General features: G+C 61.8%; 15 protein-coding genes. All 15 read left to right on the forward strand.

Features of this window, described 5'->3' with window-relative positions; all coding sequences use genetic code 11:
• Positions 1–233 precede the first annotated feature (233 nt).
• The 15 genes from rho (at position 234) to ACTHUY_RS00805 (ending at position 13,724) form a co-directional block, all read left to right on the forward strand.
• The gene (gene rho, locus ACTHUY_RS00735; protein ID WP_441654295.1) at positions 234–2,102 is read left to right on the forward strand and encodes a transcription termination factor Rho; all 1,869 of its coding nucleotides are present in this window, start codon (positions 234–236) and stop codon (positions 2,100–2,102) included.
• A 145-nt stretch (positions 2,103–2,247) separates the two neighbouring features.
• Positions 2,248–2,460: a 50S ribosomal protein L31 gene (gene rpmE, locus ACTHUY_RS00740; RefSeq protein WP_126703920.1), complete on the forward strand. Its 213-nt coding sequence runs from the start codon at positions 2,248–2,250 to the stop codon at positions 2,458–2,460.
• Positions 2,461–2,543: 83 nt separating this feature from the next.
• Positions 2,544–3,641: a peptide chain release factor 1 gene (gene prfA / locus ACTHUY_RS00745; RefSeq protein WP_441677227.1), complete on the forward strand. Its 1,098-nt coding sequence runs from the start codon at positions 2,544–2,546 to the stop codon at positions 3,639–3,641.
• Positions 3,638–4,498: a peptide chain release factor N(5)-glutamine methyltransferase gene (prmC, locus tag ACTHUY_RS00750; protein ID WP_441677229.1), complete on the forward strand. Its 861-nt coding sequence runs from the start codon at positions 3,638–3,640 to the stop codon at positions 4,496–4,498. Before prfA ends, prmC begins: the two co-directional genes overlap by 4 nt.
• Positions 4,499–4,511: 13 nt before the next feature.
• Positions 4,512–5,282 (forward strand): L-threonylcarbamoyladenylate synthase, encoded by a 771-nt coding sequence (locus tag ACTHUY_RS00755; RefSeq protein ID WP_441654298.1) that lies wholly within the window; start codon positions 4,512–4,514, stop codon positions 5,280–5,282.
• Positions 5,279–6,373 carry an MraY family glycosyltransferase gene (locus ACTHUY_RS00760; RefSeq protein ID WP_441654299.1) on the forward strand — a complete coding sequence of 365 codons (1,095 nt, stop codon included), beginning with the start codon at positions 5,279–5,281 and terminating at the stop codon, positions 6,371–6,373. The genes ACTHUY_RS00755 and ACTHUY_RS00760 overlap by 4 nt, the downstream gene beginning before the upstream one ends.
• Positions 6,370–6,795 carry a hypothetical protein gene (locus tag ACTHUY_RS00765; protein WP_441654300.1) on the forward strand — a complete coding sequence of 142 codons (426 nt, stop codon included), beginning with the start codon at positions 6,370–6,372 and terminating at the stop codon, positions 6,793–6,795. The genes ACTHUY_RS00760 and ACTHUY_RS00765 overlap by 4 nt, the downstream gene beginning before the upstream one ends.
• A gap of 230 nt (positions 6,796–7,025) precedes the next feature.
• Entirely contained in the window at positions 7,026–7,772 is a 747-nt protein-coding gene (atpB, locus tag ACTHUY_RS00770; protein ID WP_126703914.1) for a F0F1 ATP synthase subunit A, read from the forward strand.
• Positions 7,773–7,813: 41 nt separating this feature from the next.
• Positions 7,814–8,026 (forward strand): ATP synthase F0 subunit C, encoded by a 213-nt coding sequence (atpE, locus tag ACTHUY_RS00775; protein WP_126703913.1) that lies wholly within the window; start codon positions 7,814–7,816, stop codon positions 8,024–8,026.
• Positions 8,027–8,028: 2 nt separating this feature from the next.
• Entirely contained in the window at positions 8,029–8,577 is a 549-nt protein-coding gene (locus ACTHUY_RS00780) for a F0F1 ATP synthase subunit B (protein WP_126703912.1), read from the forward strand.
• A complete protein-coding gene (locus ACTHUY_RS00785) occupies positions 8,578–9,384 on the forward strand; it encodes a F0F1 ATP synthase subunit delta (protein WP_441654301.1) in 807 nt (268 codons plus the stop codon). It begins immediately after the preceding gene.
• 40 nt (positions 9,385–9,424) lie between these two features.
• The gene (gene atpA / locus ACTHUY_RS00790) at positions 9,425–11,050 is read left to right on the forward strand and encodes a F0F1 ATP synthase subunit alpha (RefSeq protein WP_441654302.1); all 1,626 of its coding nucleotides are present in this window, start codon (positions 9,425–9,427) and stop codon (positions 11,048–11,050) included.
• A 2-nt stretch (positions 11,051–11,052) separates the two neighbouring features.
• Positions 11,053–11,952 (forward strand): F0F1 ATP synthase subunit gamma, encoded by a 900-nt coding sequence (locus tag ACTHUY_RS00795; protein WP_126703909.1) that lies wholly within the window; start codon positions 11,053–11,055, stop codon positions 11,950–11,952.
• A gap of 36 nt (positions 11,953–11,988) precedes the next feature.
• Positions 11,989–13,452, forward strand: coding sequence for a F0F1 ATP synthase subunit beta (atpD, locus tag ACTHUY_RS00800; RefSeq protein ID WP_441654303.1), 1,464 nt, complete (start codon positions 11,989–11,991; stop codon positions 13,450–13,452).
• Positions 13,449–13,724 (forward strand): F0F1 ATP synthase subunit epsilon, encoded by a 276-nt coding sequence (locus ACTHUY_RS00805; RefSeq protein ID WP_441654304.1) that lies wholly within the window; start codon positions 13,449–13,451, stop codon positions 13,722–13,724. Before atpD ends, ACTHUY_RS00805 begins: the two co-directional genes overlap by 4 nt.
• Positions 13,725–13,755: the final 31 nt, after the last annotated feature.

The raw sequence follows: 13,755 nt of genomic DNA on the forward strand, positions 1-13,755 counted from the left end.
TACCGATAGCAGTGCCCTCGGAGTTTGGTGTGATCTGGCTCGAATATGCCAAATCTTCTCATGACCTGATAGGCTGTCGCCAGCACCGATTGAAGTGCGATGCGGCTATGCCCTCGTATGGTGCCGTCCCCTCAGCGCTAGTTTTTGGGACATTGCAACTCTTATTTTCCTGATAGCGCTGAAAACCTACGTATCTCGCCCGCCTATCATGCGGGAATCGAGGAAGGAAACTAGTGAGCGAAAATTCCTCCGCTCCTCGCAAAGCGTTGACTGCTATGCGACTTGGCGAGCTCCAGGAGCTCGCGGCCGACATGGGGCTCAAGCTCGATGCCAAGGCCCGTCGCAATGACTTAATTACATCCATTAGGGAGGCTCGCGACTCCAAGAAGAGCACTACTCCCGCCAAGAAGACGGAATCTGCCTCGGCTGAAGAGAAGTCCGAGAAGAAGGCAGACCAGGCCGCCGAGAAGAAGGACGAGTCGAGCCCCGCGCCGACCCTGGATCTTCCCGTGCCCGCCGCCAAGGAATCCGCGCCCGCTGCCGATTCCGACGCTGAACTTCCCGAGGACAAGCTCGCCGCCCTTGAGGCCCTGGGCGAAGCTGCCTCCCGCAAGGCCGAAGAATCGCACCGCCGCGAGCGTACCGGCCGGGATGATCGTGGATCCCGAGCCTCCGATCGTGCTGAGCGCGCCGACCGCAGCGATCGTCAAGATCGCCGCGACAATGGCGATAATGATCAGAATGAGGGTGAGGGTGATGGTCGTCGCCGCCGCAACGATCGCCGCCGGGATCGCAACAACCGTAACCGTAACGATCGGGGTAATCGCCAGGATCGTAACGACCGCCAGGACCGTGGCGACCGCTCGGACCGCGACAACCAGCGGGGCCAGCGTTCAAACGACCAGGATTCGGACTTCAACGACCAGGTTCGGGATGGCGATGTCCTCCTGAAGGTCGCCGGCATCCTCGACATCGACGGCAACAACGCCTACCTGCGTACCGCCGGTTACCTGCCCGGCCCGAACGATGCCTACGTTTCACAGGCACTGATCAAGAAGAATCGCCTCCGTCGCGGCGATGCCATTGTCGGCGCCGTTCGTGACCTTGGTGAATCGTCCGGTCAGGGTAGGGGTGGCCGCCAGCGCCACAAGTTCAACCCCCTCGTCCAGATCGACTCGGTGAACGGCCTGACCCTCGAGGACCTTCTGAAGCGCCCCGAGTTCGGCAAGCTGACGCCGCTCTACCCGAACGAGATGCTTCGCATGGAGACGTCGCCAAAGGCGATCACTCCCCGCGTTATCGACCTTGTTGCCCCGATCGGCAAGGGTCAGCGTGGCCTCATCGTCTCCCCGCCGAAGGCTGGCAAGACGATGATCCTGCAGCAGATCGCGAACGCCATCGCTGTCAACAACCCCGATGTTCACCTCATGGTCGTTCTTGTTGACGAACGCCCGGAGGAAGTGACGGACATGCAGCGCATGGTCAAGGGCGAAGTTATTGCTTCGACCTTCGACCGTCCCGCCTCCGAGCACACCGTTGTTGCCGAGCTCGCCATTGAGCGTGCGAAGCGTCTCGTTGAGCTGGGCCAGGATGTTGTTGTTCTGCTCGACTCGATCACCCGCCTCGGCAGGGCCTACAACCTTGCGGCCCCGGCTTCGGGCAGGATCCTGTCCGGCGGTGTCGACGCCGGCGCTCTCTACCCGCCGAAGCGCTTCTTCGGTGCCGCTCGTAACGTTGAGAACGGCGGATCGCTCACGATCCTCGCATCCGCTCTTGTTGAGACCGGTTCGAAGATGGACGAAGTGATCTTTGAGGAATTTAAGGGCACCGGCAACATGGAGCTCCGACTTTCGCGTCAGCTCGCCGATCGCCGTATCTTCCCGGCCGTCGATGTCAACTCGTCGAGCACGCGCCGCGAGGAGTTGCTGTTCAGCCCCGAAGAGCTGAAGATTGTGTGGCAGCTGCGTCGTGCGCTGGGAACACTCGAGGTCCAGGAGGCCTCCGACTTCCTCCTCGGACGCCTGCGCAAGACCGAGTCGAATGGCGAGTTCCTCATGACCATCGCCAAGTCGATGCAGGGCGCCGGAAACTCTGGAGAGTAGTCTCACAGGCTCGCCCCTTGCGGGGCGGGCCACTCCGGCACGATAATTACCTGACGGCTTTCGGCTCACCGACCACGCGGACACGCGGATGATCTCGCGATCATTGGGTTGGACCCGGGGCATGAACGATCCAAGGAGAAAACTCATGAAGCAGGGAATCCACCCCGAATACGTTGTCACTGAGGTCACCTGCACCTGCGGCAACAAGTTCACGACACGCTCGACCGTGACGTCCGGAGAGATCCGCGCTGACGTCTGCTCGGCATGCCACCCCTTCTACACCGGCAAGCAGAAGATTCTCGACACCGGTGGTCGTGTGGCTCGCTTCGAGGCACGCTACGGCAAGCGGAAGAAGTAGCTTTTCACGGGGGCGCCGGCGAGAATACTCGCCGGCGCCTTCCGCATTAGTTTTGGTTTTCCCTTCAACTTTAGGATCCACCCATGCAGAACGAGTCAGTTCCCGCCCAGATGCTCACCGAGTTCCATCAGATTGAGGAACAGATGGCTAGCCCCGAGGTGCTGTCGAGCCCGGATAAGCTCCGGTCTCTGGGGCGTCGCTACTCGGAGCTGGGCCGGGTTGTACGGGTCTACCAGGAGTGGATGACCGCACGCGACGATTTCGCCGAGGCGAAGGAAATCGTTGAACTGGGCGGCGAGGATGGCGAACTGTTCGCCGATGAGCTCCCGGGCCTGGAAACAAAGTTTAACGAGCTCGACGAAGAGCTTCGTAACGTCCTGATCCCGCGCGACCCCGACGATTCGCGCGACGTCATTCTTGAAGTGAAGGCCGGCGAAGGCGGCGAAGAGTCCGCCCTCTTCGCTGGTGACCTGCTCCGCATGTACCTCCGCTTTGCTGAGCTCAAGGGATGGCAGCACCAGACACTGTCCGCCACTGAGTCGGACCTCGGCGGTTACAAGGTTATCCAGGTTGCCGTGAAGAGCCCCCAGCCGCCCGAGGACCCGGCCGATGGAGTGTGGGCCCACCTGAAGTACGAGGCGGGCGTGCACCGCGTGCAACGCGTGCCCGTCACCGAATCCCAGGGCCGCATCCACACCTCCGCCGCTGGCGTTCTTGTATTCCCCGAGGTGGATGACCCGGGCGAGGTCGAGATCGACCCGAACGACCTGCGCATCGACGTCTACCGCTCCTCCGGCCCCGGTGGTCAGTCGGTTAACACGACGGACTCCGCCGTCCGCATCACCCACGTGCCCACCGGCATCGTTGTCTCCATGCAGGACGAGAAGTCGCAGCACAAGAACAGGGACGCCGCCATGCGTGTCCTTCGTGCCCGCCTGCTAGCCGCACAGCAGGAAGCCGCAGCCGAAGAGGAGGCGGCCCAGCGCCGCAGCCAGGTCCGCACCGTGGACCGTTCGGAGCGCATCCGCACCTACAATTTCCCGGAAAACCGGATCTCCGATCACCGCACCGGCTTCAAGGCCTACAACCTTGATACCGTTCTCGGCGGAGAGCTCGGCCCCGTCATCGACTCCGCTCGCGAAATGGATGAGCGGGAGCGTCTCGAGAACGCGGGAGAATGACCCCCGCGGTACCCGGGGAAGAATCCTCGACGGGAAGTTTCCCGGGGCTCACGTGGCGGGCGCTCAGACTTCAGGCCCAGTCGATCCTCGCCGAGGCGGGGATCGAGTCGCCGCAGGCCGATGCTCGGTGGCTCGCCGAGCACGTTGCGGAAACCAGCCTCATCACGGCCCCCGAACCCACCGACCGGCAGGCAAAAGAGTACGAGAATCTCGTTGCGAAGAGGGCCGCTCGCATCCCGCTCCAGCACCTGACCGGAACCATGTACTTCCGGAACCTTGTTCTTCCCGCCGAGCCCGGGGTGTTCATTGTCCGTCCCGAGACAGAGCTGGTTGCAGGTAAAGCTATAGAAGCCGCCACGAAAGCTGGCCCTTCACCGCTTGTCGTCGACCTCTGCACCGGTTCCGGGGCCATCGCCATTTCCATTGCCGATGAAGTACCGGGCGCCCGGGTGGTTGCCGTGGAGCTCGATGACGTTGCCGTTGAGGCAGCGTCGCGCAATGCTATGCCGTACGGCGTTGAAGTCAGGCACGGCGATGCTCGGACTGTCTGCGACGATCTGCTTGGTCAGGTTGACGTTGTTGTCAGCAACCCACCGTACGTTCCTCCCTCTGAGGTTCCTCCCGAGGTTGGTCAAGATCCTTCCCGCGCCCTGTGGGGTGGGGGAGAAGATGGTCTCGAAATTCCCCGCGCCCTTGTTGCTCGTGCCCGCCAGCTTCTAAAGCCCGGAGGGGTGCTTGTTATGGAGCATGACGAAAACCAGGGAGAAGCTCTGGTCGAGTGTGCTCGCGAGTGGGGTATGACGGGAAGAACGGAGCCAGACCTGGCTGGCAGGCCGAGGTTTTTGTACGCGGTATGAGAAGCTAGTTCCCGTGGATATTCGTGACTGCACAACAGACTCAGGGGCCCTCGACGCCGCTTCGGTTGCCGTGTCGAACGGTAAGCTCATTGTCCTGCCGACCGACACGGTGTATGGAATCGGGGCGGACGCCTTCAACCCGGCAGCGGTGTCGAACCTTCTTGATGCGAAGGGCCGGGGACGTCAGATGCCGCCACCGGTTCTCGTAGGCACGAAGGAGACCGCCGAAGCCCTCGCGGAAAGCCTTCCCCAGGCCGCTCGCGACCTTATTGCGGAGTTCTGGCCGGGAGCGCTCACGATCATTGTGAAGGCTCAGCCTTCGCTTGCCTGGGACCTTGGTGAAACCGCCGGCACCGTTGCGCTTCGTATGCCGGACTCGGAAACGGCTCTTGCGCTCCTGCAACGGACCGGGCCCCTCGCAGTGTCCTCGGCCAACATTCACGCCCAGCCTGCGGCAACAACAATCGACGAAGCAACGGAGATGCTCGGCCAGTCCGTTGCGCTCTACCTGGACGGCGGCAAGGCCGACGGGGGAGTGGCCTCTACGATCGTTGACGTGACAAGCGAACCTGCGCGGATTCTCCGCCAGGGCGCCATTGAACGCGAGAAGATCGCGGCCCTCATTGAGCTCGAGGAGCTTCCAGGCAGCACCACGGATGAACCCGGTAGCGCTTCCGACGCTGCCAGCGGCGTGACCGAGGAAGCGGGAAGCACGGCCTCTGCGTCTGCCGAGGTAGTTTCTGAGACTGCCGATACCGATTCTCAGGATCCCACCGCGCCGTGAGAGTTTACCTCCTCGTCATGCTTATCGCGGCGGCGGTCACCTACCTCATGGTGCCCGTCGTCCGCCGTGTGGCACTGGCGACGGGGGCTATCACGCAGGTGCGTGACCGGGATGTTCACACGGTCCCAATCCCGCGCCTAGGTGGGCTCGCCATGCTCATTGGCTTGGCGGCAGCGTTCGCAGTAGCGAGCAGAATCCCCTATCTCAGCCAAGAGTTTGCTGCCGGTTCGGCGGCCTGGGGGATCCTTCTCGGTGCGGCACTCATGTGCCTGGTTGGCATTATTGACGACATCTGGGAGCTCGACTGGTACGCGAAGCTTGCCGGAGAGATCCTCGCCGCGGGTGTCATGGCGTGGCAGGGTGTCCAGTTCGTGTCCGTCCCCGTGTGGGGACTGACCGTGGGATCGACCCGGCTCACCCTGTTCCTCACGATCATCGTTGTCGTTATCGTCGCGAACGCCATCAACTTCATTGACGGCCTCGACGGTCTGGCGGCGGGCGTTGTCGGAATTGGTTCGGCCGCTTTCTTCATCTACACATACATGCTCACCAGGGAGTCATCCCCGGGAGACTACTCGTCGGTCGCCGTAGTGGTTGTCGCTGCGCTGGTCGGTATCTGTATTGGTTTCCTGCCGCACAACTACAATCCGGCAACGATCTTCATGGGTGACTCCGGTGCTCTCATGCTCGGCCTCGTCTGCGCCGCTGCCGGCATTGTCGTCACGGGACAGATCGATCCCGGCATTGCGACCAGCCGAACAATCCCGGCTTTCATGCCGATTATTCTGCCCATCGGGGTACTCCTCATCCCACTCTTAGATTTTATGTTCGCCGTGATGCGGAGGCTTGTCCGAGGCCAGTCCCCGTTCGCCGCCGATGCTGGGCACCTCCACCACAGGCTCCTGAGAGCCGGCAACTCCCACCGTGGAGCCGTGCAGGTCATTTACGTGTGGTCCGCCCTGTTCTCCTTCATTGCGGTCGGTCTTGCCTTCATGGATCCCGTTCTCGTTACCTCCCTGGCGGTCATTGGCCTTCTCGTGGCCATTGGTTACACGAGGTGGGAAATGAAAGGCGGGCTCGGTAAGTCATGATCGGAAAGTCCAAGAAGCAGCACGAGCCGGGTCATGTGCCGACCGCCGGTGAGCTCTACCGAGCGATTGCTGCCCGCACCGCAATCGGCTACCTGATCCTTGCCATCCTTGGGGGAGCGATCGGGTACGGGGTCGATGGCACGCCCGGCCTGTGGGGTGCTCTCCTCGGTGTCAGCATTGCAGGTACCGCGATGGGTCTCACTCTTGCGGTGATGATACTCACAGAGAAGCGCCCCGGTATCAACGATATGTCGGTGCTGCTTGGGGGATACCTGCTGAAAATTGCAATCCTTTTCGTCGTTTTTGTCAGTCTTCAGAGGTTTGATTTCTTCAACGAAACGGCTCTATTGCTAGGTTTTGTTGGCGCGGTTGTCGTCTCTCTTGCAGTCGATACAATCACCATTGCTCGGACGCGAGCATAGGACATACGTCCCGTAACTGTGGTCACGGGCTCACAATTTGCGAATCAAATCAGTTACCATGAATCTCGTCCGCAATGAGCTCAGCAGTTCTGTGTCGAACTGGCTAAGATGCTCAACCACCCACTCACTTTCTGGGGGCCATTCTGTTCGCAAACGCCTCGTTTGAGCTCGCAGCCCAGGCCGGGCGCCTCCGTCTCGCGGCGGAAGAATCCGGCTTCCATGCACCGACCATGGACGAGTTTTTCCCGGAGCCCTACCTCTTTGCTGGGACTCCGTTCGCGATTAACCGCATCATCATGGCGCGCCTTATTGCCGTCGCCGTTCTTGCGATTATCTGCATCCTGTACGCCAAGCGTGCAAAGCTCGTCCCGGGCCGTGCCCAGGCCGCCTTCGAATACATCCTCGACTTCATCCGCAAGTCGATCGGTTACGAAGTCCTCGGTGAGGAGAAGGCGGGCAAGTACCTGCCTGCTCTCGCCACGATGTTCCTCGGCATTCTGTTCATGAACATCACGGGTGTCATCCCAGGCCTGCACATCGCCTCGACATCGCTGATCGGTATGCCGATCATCTTTGCCCTGTTCGCCTACATCATGTTTATCGCGGCAGGCATCAAGGTTCATGGCGTCGGTGGCTACTTCAAGAGCCAGCTCATGCCCGCGGGAGTCCCGTGGCCGGTCTATATTCTGATGACCCCGATCGAGTTCCTCTCGAACTTCATCGTCCGCCCGGCAACTCTCGTTATTCGTCTTCTCGCCAATATGGTGGCGGGTCACCTCCTGCTCGTGCTCTGCTTCGCGGCAACGCACGCGCTGTACTTCTCGATGGGCGGCCTGACCGGCATCCTCGCTGGCTCCGTTACCCTCCTGGGTGGCATCGGTGTCGTCGTCTTCGAGATCCTCGTCGCAGGCCTCCAGGCCTACATCTTCGCTCTTCTCGCGGCAGTGTACATCTCGCTGTCGATTGAAGAGCACTGATACTTGGGTCAACCACTCAACAACAAAGGAAACAGGAAATTATGGATACAGTCGTCGGTAACATCGCGACCATCGGTTACGGCCTCGCTGCAACCGGCCCTGCAATCGGCATCGGCATGCTCGTCGCCAAGACGCAGGAAGCTTCTGCTCGTCAGCCCGAGATCAAGTCGTTCCTCCGCGTCAACATGTTCCTCGGCATGGCCTTCGTTGAGGCCCTCGGCCTGATCGGCTTCGCCGCTGGGTTCGTATTCTGATCATGAACAACAGCGCCGAGTGGTTCAACTGGGACCCCTCGCTGCTCGTTCCAGCCTCCTATGACCTCATCTGGGGCACGGTCGCATTCGTCATTGTTGCGTTCGTGGTCTACAAGAAGGCATGGCCGACCTTTATCGAGATGCTCGACGAGCGTCGTGAAAAGATCGAAGATGGGCTTCTGGCAGCCGAACGAGCACGAGAAGAAATCAAGGCAGAGCGCGAAGAGCTCGCCGATGAGGTGACGGCCGCCCGCAAAGACGCCGCCCGCATCCGCGAAGATGCTCAGGAGAACGCTAAGGCTATCGTCGCGGACGCGCGTTCCAAGGCGAATGTCGAGGCTCAGCGGATCGTCGATTCGGCACACCGCCAAATCGAGGTCGACCGCGCCGCTGCAGCGAACTCTCTCCGCACCGATGTCGGATCACTGGCCACCAACCTGGCCGGCCGCATCGTCGAGGCCAACGTTGCAGACCGCGAGATTTCTCGCCAGGTCGTCGACCGTTTCCTCGATGAGCTTGAAGCGACAACCCCCGCGAACACGGAGGCATAGATGAGACTGGCCAGCGAGCAGGCACTCGAGCGGGTTCTCCGCTCGTGGGAGGGCGTCGTCGCCAACCGACCGTCCGATGCGATCGGCTGGGCTGGCGAGATCTTCGCAGCCGGACGCGTCCTCGACACGTCATCGGCACTCCTCCGTTCCATCACCGACCCGTCGCGCCTTCCGCAGGCACGGGCCGACCTCGTCCATCACGTATTCGACGGCAAGGTCTCCGCGGAGATCGTCGAACTCCTGGCGGGACTGGCGCGCGAGCGCTTCTCCGTCGCGGAAGACTACCGGGAGGCCGTCACGGCATCCGGTGTCGAGACTCTCCTCATGTCGGCGCAGTTCCAGAACCGCCTCGACACGGTCGAGGAAGAGCTCTACCGGGCAACCGGTGTTCTCAAGGCGGAACGCGAACTGCGTCGGGCCCTGGAGGACTCCACGTCCGAGCTCGAACGCCGTCACGGACTCGTCACGCAGATCTTCGGCGACTGGGCTCCCGAAACCGTTGCACTCGTGAAGTTCGCGGTTTCTCGCAACGAGTCGGTTGTCCCGCAGCTGCAGCACTGGGTCGGTTCCGCCGGCCGCAGGAGCCAGCATCTCGTCGCGATTGTGACGGCAGCGCAGCCCCTGGACGCGGACCAGGAGGAGCGCCTCACGCGGATCCTCTCCCAGCGCTACGGGAAGCCCGTCGAGATCCACGTCGGAGTTGATCCCGCCATTGTTGGTGGCCTCCGCATCGTCATCGGCTCGGACGTCATCGACGGCTCGCTTGCCGCCCGAATCAACAACGTGAAGTCCGTTTTCACGGACTGACAGACCAACTGCGGTTACCCGCAAAAGAAAAGGAATATCAATGGCTGAGCTGACAATCCAGCCCGAGGACATCCGGGCAGCGCTCGACAGTTTCGTTAATAATTACGAACCTGGCGAAGCGGCCACGGAAGAAGTCGGTCACGTCACCATGACCGCTGACGGGATTGCCCGCGTCGAAGGCCTTCCCGGCGCCATGGCGAACGAACTTCTCCGTTTCCAGGATGGCACCGAGGGCCTGGCCATGAACCTCGAGGAACGCGAAATTGGTTGCGTTGTCCTCGGCGACTTCTCCGGCATCGAAGAGGGCCAGGAGGTCCGCCGCACCGGAGAGGTTCTCTCCGTCCCCGTTGGTGACGGCTACCTGGGCCGCGTCGTTGACCCCCTGGGTCAGCCGCTCGACGGTCAGGGAGAAATCACCGACATTGCTGGCCGCCGTGCGCTCGAGCTCCAGGCTCCCGGCGTTATGGCGAGGAAGTCGGTTCACGAGTCGCTCCAGACCGGCCTCAAGGCAATCGACGCGATGATCCCGATCGGGCGTGGACAGCGCCAGCTGATCATCGGTGACCGCCAGACCGGTAAGACGGCCGTCGCGATCGACACGATCCTCAACCAGAAGGAAAACTGGGAGTCGGGCGACCCGAACAAGCAGGTTCGCTGCATCTACGTTGCCGTTGGCCAAAAGGGTTCGACCATCGCTTCCGTGCGCGGCACCCTGGAGCGTGCAGGCGCCCTCGAGTACACGACGATCGTTGCTTCCCCGGCTTCCGACCCCGCAGGCTTCAAGTACCTTGCCCCCTACACCGGCTCGGCCATCGGCCAGCACTGGATGTACGAAGGCAAGCACGTCCTCATCATCTTTGATGACCTGTCGAAGCAGGCCGAGGCTTACCGTTCCGTTTCGCTTCTGCTCCGCCGCCCGCCGGGCCGCGAGGCTTACCCCGGCGACGTCTTCTACCTGCATTCGCGTCTCCTCGAGAGGTGCGCAAAGCTCTCGGATGATCTTGGCGGCGGTTCGATGACGGGTCTGCCGATCATCGAGACGAAGGCGAACGACGTGTCGGCATACATTCCGACGAACGTTATTTCCATTACCGACGGCCAGATCTTCCTCCAGTCGGACCTGTTCAACTCGAACCAGCGTCCTGCCGTTGACGTCGGTATCTCCGTGTCCCGCGTTGGTGGCGATGCCCAGATTAAGGCCATGAAGAAGGTCTCGGGCACGCTCAAGATCACGCTCGCTCAGTACCGCGCCCAGGAAGCGTTCGCGATGTTCGCGTCCGACCTGGATGCGACGACCCGCCGTCAGCTGACCCGTGGTGAGCGCCTCATGGAAATTCTCAAGCAACCCCAGTACACCCCCTATGCGATCGAGGATCAGGTTGCCTCGGTGTGGGCGGGTACGAACGGCTACCTTGACCCGATCCCGGTTAAGGCGATCCACGAGTTCGAAGCTGGTATGCTCGACTATCTCCGTCACAACACGACCGCACTGTCGGCGATCCGCGACACCGGCAAGCTGGAAGACGACACCGTCAACGAGCTACGCCGCGGTATCGAGGAGTTCCAGAAGGACTTCATTGCAGCCAAGGATGTTGTGACCGCAGAGGCTTCCGAGCCCGAGGCTGAGGAAGACGCCGAGAAGATCGTCCGCTCGAAGAGGGGCTGACAATGGCTGGTTCGCAGAGAGTATATAAGCAGAAGATCCGTGCAACGAAGACACTGGAAAAGGTCTTCCGCGCCATGGAGCTCATCGCTGCTTCGAGGATCGGAAAAGCGCGCCAGAAAGCGCAGGGCCAGGACCCGTACACTCTCGCGCTGATCCGGTCGATCGCCACGGTCGCTACGCACGCGTCCGACCTTGACCACCCCCTCGTCACGCCCCGAAACGACACGAACAAGGTCGCAATCCTTGTCGTCACCTCGGACAGGGGCATGGCGGGCGCCTACTCCTCGTCGGTTCTCCGCGAGGCCGAGGCTCGCCTCCAGTCGCTCCGCGATGAAGGTAAGGAACCCGTTCTCTACGTCTACGGACGCAGGGGCGAGTCCTACTTCAAGTTCCGCAAGGTAGAGATGGAGAGGGTATGGACGGGTTCGTCCGACAACCCGTCTCCGGAGACCGCTCAGGAGATCGCCGAGGAGATGCTGGAGCGTTTCCTCGCAGACGCTGAGGACGGCGGTGTAGCTGAGCTACACACCGTGTTCACGCGCTTCGAGTCGATGGTCAAGCAGGTTGTCCAGGTACGCCGCATGCTTCCCCTCGAGGTCGTTGAGGCCGAGGGCGAGGAAGGCGACACGGAGGAGTACCCCCTGTACGAGTTCGAGCCGTCCGCCAAGGACGTGTTCGACGCCCTCCTTCCGATGTACGTCTCGCAGCGTATCCACGCCGTGTTGCTCATGGCGGCAGCTTCCGAGCTTGCCTCCCGTCAGCAGGCGATGCACGCGGCCACGGATAACGCGAAGGAACTCATCGAGGACTACACGCGACTGGCCAACAACGCTCGCCAGGCCGAGATCACCACAGAAATTACCGAGCTCATCTCCGGCGCTGACGCGCTGGCGAACTCCTGATAGACCCCGGCCCCTGGCCAAGTGAAGGAAGAAAGAATGACTGCCACCACCGAGACGACGACGGAGACGGGCGTTGGCCGGATTGTCCGTGTCATCGGCGCCATCGTCGACGTCGAGTTTTCCCCGGACCAGCTCCCGGCACTCAATAACGCACTGACCACGACCCTGGACCTCACGGCACAGGGCGAGGGCGAGTCCGTGACGACGATGACCCTCGAGGTTGCTCAGCACCTCGGCGACAACATCGTCCGCACCGTTGCTCTCAAGCCGACCGACGGCCTTGTCCGCGGCGCCGAGGTGACCGACACGGGTGCACCGATTTCGGTTCCCGTTGGCGACGTCACGCTGGGACGCGTGTTCAACGTTACTGGCGACTGCCTCAACCTGGAAGAGGGCGAGACCCTCGAGGTGAACGAGCGTTGGCCGATTCACCGTAACCCTCCGCACTTTGACGAGCTCGAGGCGAAGACCCAGATGTTCGAGACCGGCATCAAGGTCATCGACCTTCTGACGCCGTACGTGCTCGGCGGTAAGATCGGCCTCTTCGGGGGCGCCGGCGTCGGCAAGACCGTCCTCATCCAGGAGATGATCCAGCGCGTGGCACAGGACCACGGCGGTGTCTCCGTGTTCGCCGGTGTTGGTGAGCGTACCCGTGAGGGCAACGACCTGATCGTGGAAATGGACGAGGCGGGCGTCTTCGACAAGACCGCACTTGTCTTCGGCCAGATGGATGAGCCCCCGGGCACGCGTCTGCGCGTTGCTCTCTCTGCTCTGACGATGGCGGAGTACTTCCGTGACGTCCAGAACCAGGAAGTGCTGCTCTTCATCGACAACATCTTCCGCTTCACCCAGGCCGGTTCCGAGGTTTCGACCCTGCTGGGCCGGATGCCGTCCGCCGTGGGCTACCAGCCCACCCTGGCTGACGAGATGGGTCAGCTCCAGGAGCGCATCACCTCCGTCCGCGGACACTCGATTACCTCGCTGCAGGCAATCTACGTTCCCGCTGACGACTACACCGACCCGGCCCCGGCCACGACGTTCGCGCACCTGGACGCTACGACCGAGCTCTCGCGTGACATTGCTTCGCGCGGCCTTTACCCGGCCGTGGACCCGCTGGCTTCCACCTCCCGTATTCTCGACCCGCAGTACGTGGGCCAGGCGCACTACGACGTGGCAACCCAGGTCAAGTCCATCCTCCAGAAGAACAAGGAGCTGCAGGACATCATCGCCATCCTTGGCGTCGATGAGCTCGGCGAAGAGGACAAGGTGACGGTGGCACGCGCTCGCCGTATCGAGCAGTACCTCTCCCAGAACACCTACACGGCCGTGAAGTTCACGGGCGTTGAGGGTTCGACGGTCCCGGTCGACGAGACCGTTGAGGCCTTCCGCAGGATCTGCGAGGGCGACTACGACCACGTTCCGGAGCAGGCGTTCTTCAACATCGGCGGCATCGAGGATCTCGAGCGTCGTGCACGAGAGCTCGAGGAAGAGAACCGATGAAGGTCGACATCGTCGCACGCTCCGGCGACGGCTGGCAGGGAGAGGCGAGCTCTGTCGTCGTCCCGGCCTTTGAGGGCGAGCTCGGCATCCTTGACGGACGCGAGCCTCTTCTTGCTGTCCTCCGAACCGGCACAGTACGGGTAGAATCGGGCTCAGGAGAGAAAACCTTCGAAGTTCCCCAGGGATTCGTCGTCGTTGACTCGAACGTCGTGACCATCGTTGTCGATGATTCGGGCGAAGGCGAACTTCACCTTGAGGAGCTCGACGACTAGAACGGAAAATCTATGAATGCCCCGGCTGTCA

It is taken from the genome of Flaviflexus sp. (assembly GCF_052087705.1).
Taxonomy (GTDB): domain Bacteria; phylum Actinomycetota; class Actinomycetes; order Actinomycetales; family Actinomycetaceae; genus Flaviflexus; species Flaviflexus ciconiae.

Coding starts and splice junctions, on each gene's coding strand:
- rpmE (WP_126703920.1), top strand. CDS start 2,248: ATGAAGCAGGGAATCCACCCCGAATACGTTGTCACTGAGGTCACCTGC.
- prfA (WP_441677227.1), top strand. CDS start 2,544: ATGCAGAACGAGTCAGTTCCCGCCCAGATGCTCACCGAGTTCCATCAG.
- prmC (WP_441677229.1), top strand. CDS start 3,638: ATGACCCCCGCGGTACCCGGGGAAGAATCCTCGACGGGAAGTTTCCCG.
- ACTHUY_RS00765 (WP_441654300.1), top strand. CDS start 6,370: ATGATCGGAAAGTCCAAGAAGCAGCACGAGCCGGGTCATGTGCCGACC.
- atpB (WP_126703914.1), top strand. CDS start 7,026: ATGGACGAGTTTTTCCCGGAGCCCTACCTCTTTGCTGGGACTCCGTTC.
- atpE (WP_126703913.1), top strand. CDS start 7,814: ATGGATACAGTCGTCGGTAACATCGCGACCATCGGTTACGGCCTCGCT.
- ACTHUY_RS00780 (WP_126703912.1), top strand. CDS start 8,029: ATGAACAACAGCGCCGAGTGGTTCAACTGGGACCCCTCGCTGCTCGTT.
- ACTHUY_RS00785 (WP_441654301.1), top strand. CDS start 8,578: ATGAGACTGGCCAGCGAGCAGGCACTCGAGCGGGTTCTCCGCTCGTGG.
- atpA (WP_441654302.1), top strand. CDS start 9,425: ATGGCTGAGCTGACAATCCAGCCCGAGGACATCCGGGCAGCGCTCGAC.
- ACTHUY_RS00795 (WP_126703909.1), top strand. CDS start 11,053: ATGGCTGGTTCGCAGAGAGTATATAAGCAGAAGATCCGTGCAACGAAG.
- atpD (WP_441654303.1), top strand. CDS start 11,989: ATGACTGCCACCACCGAGACGACGACGGAGACGGGCGTTGGCCGGATT.
- ACTHUY_RS00805 (WP_441654304.1), top strand. CDS start 13,449: ATGAAGGTCGACATCGTCGCACGCTCCGGCGACGGCTGGCAGGGAGAG.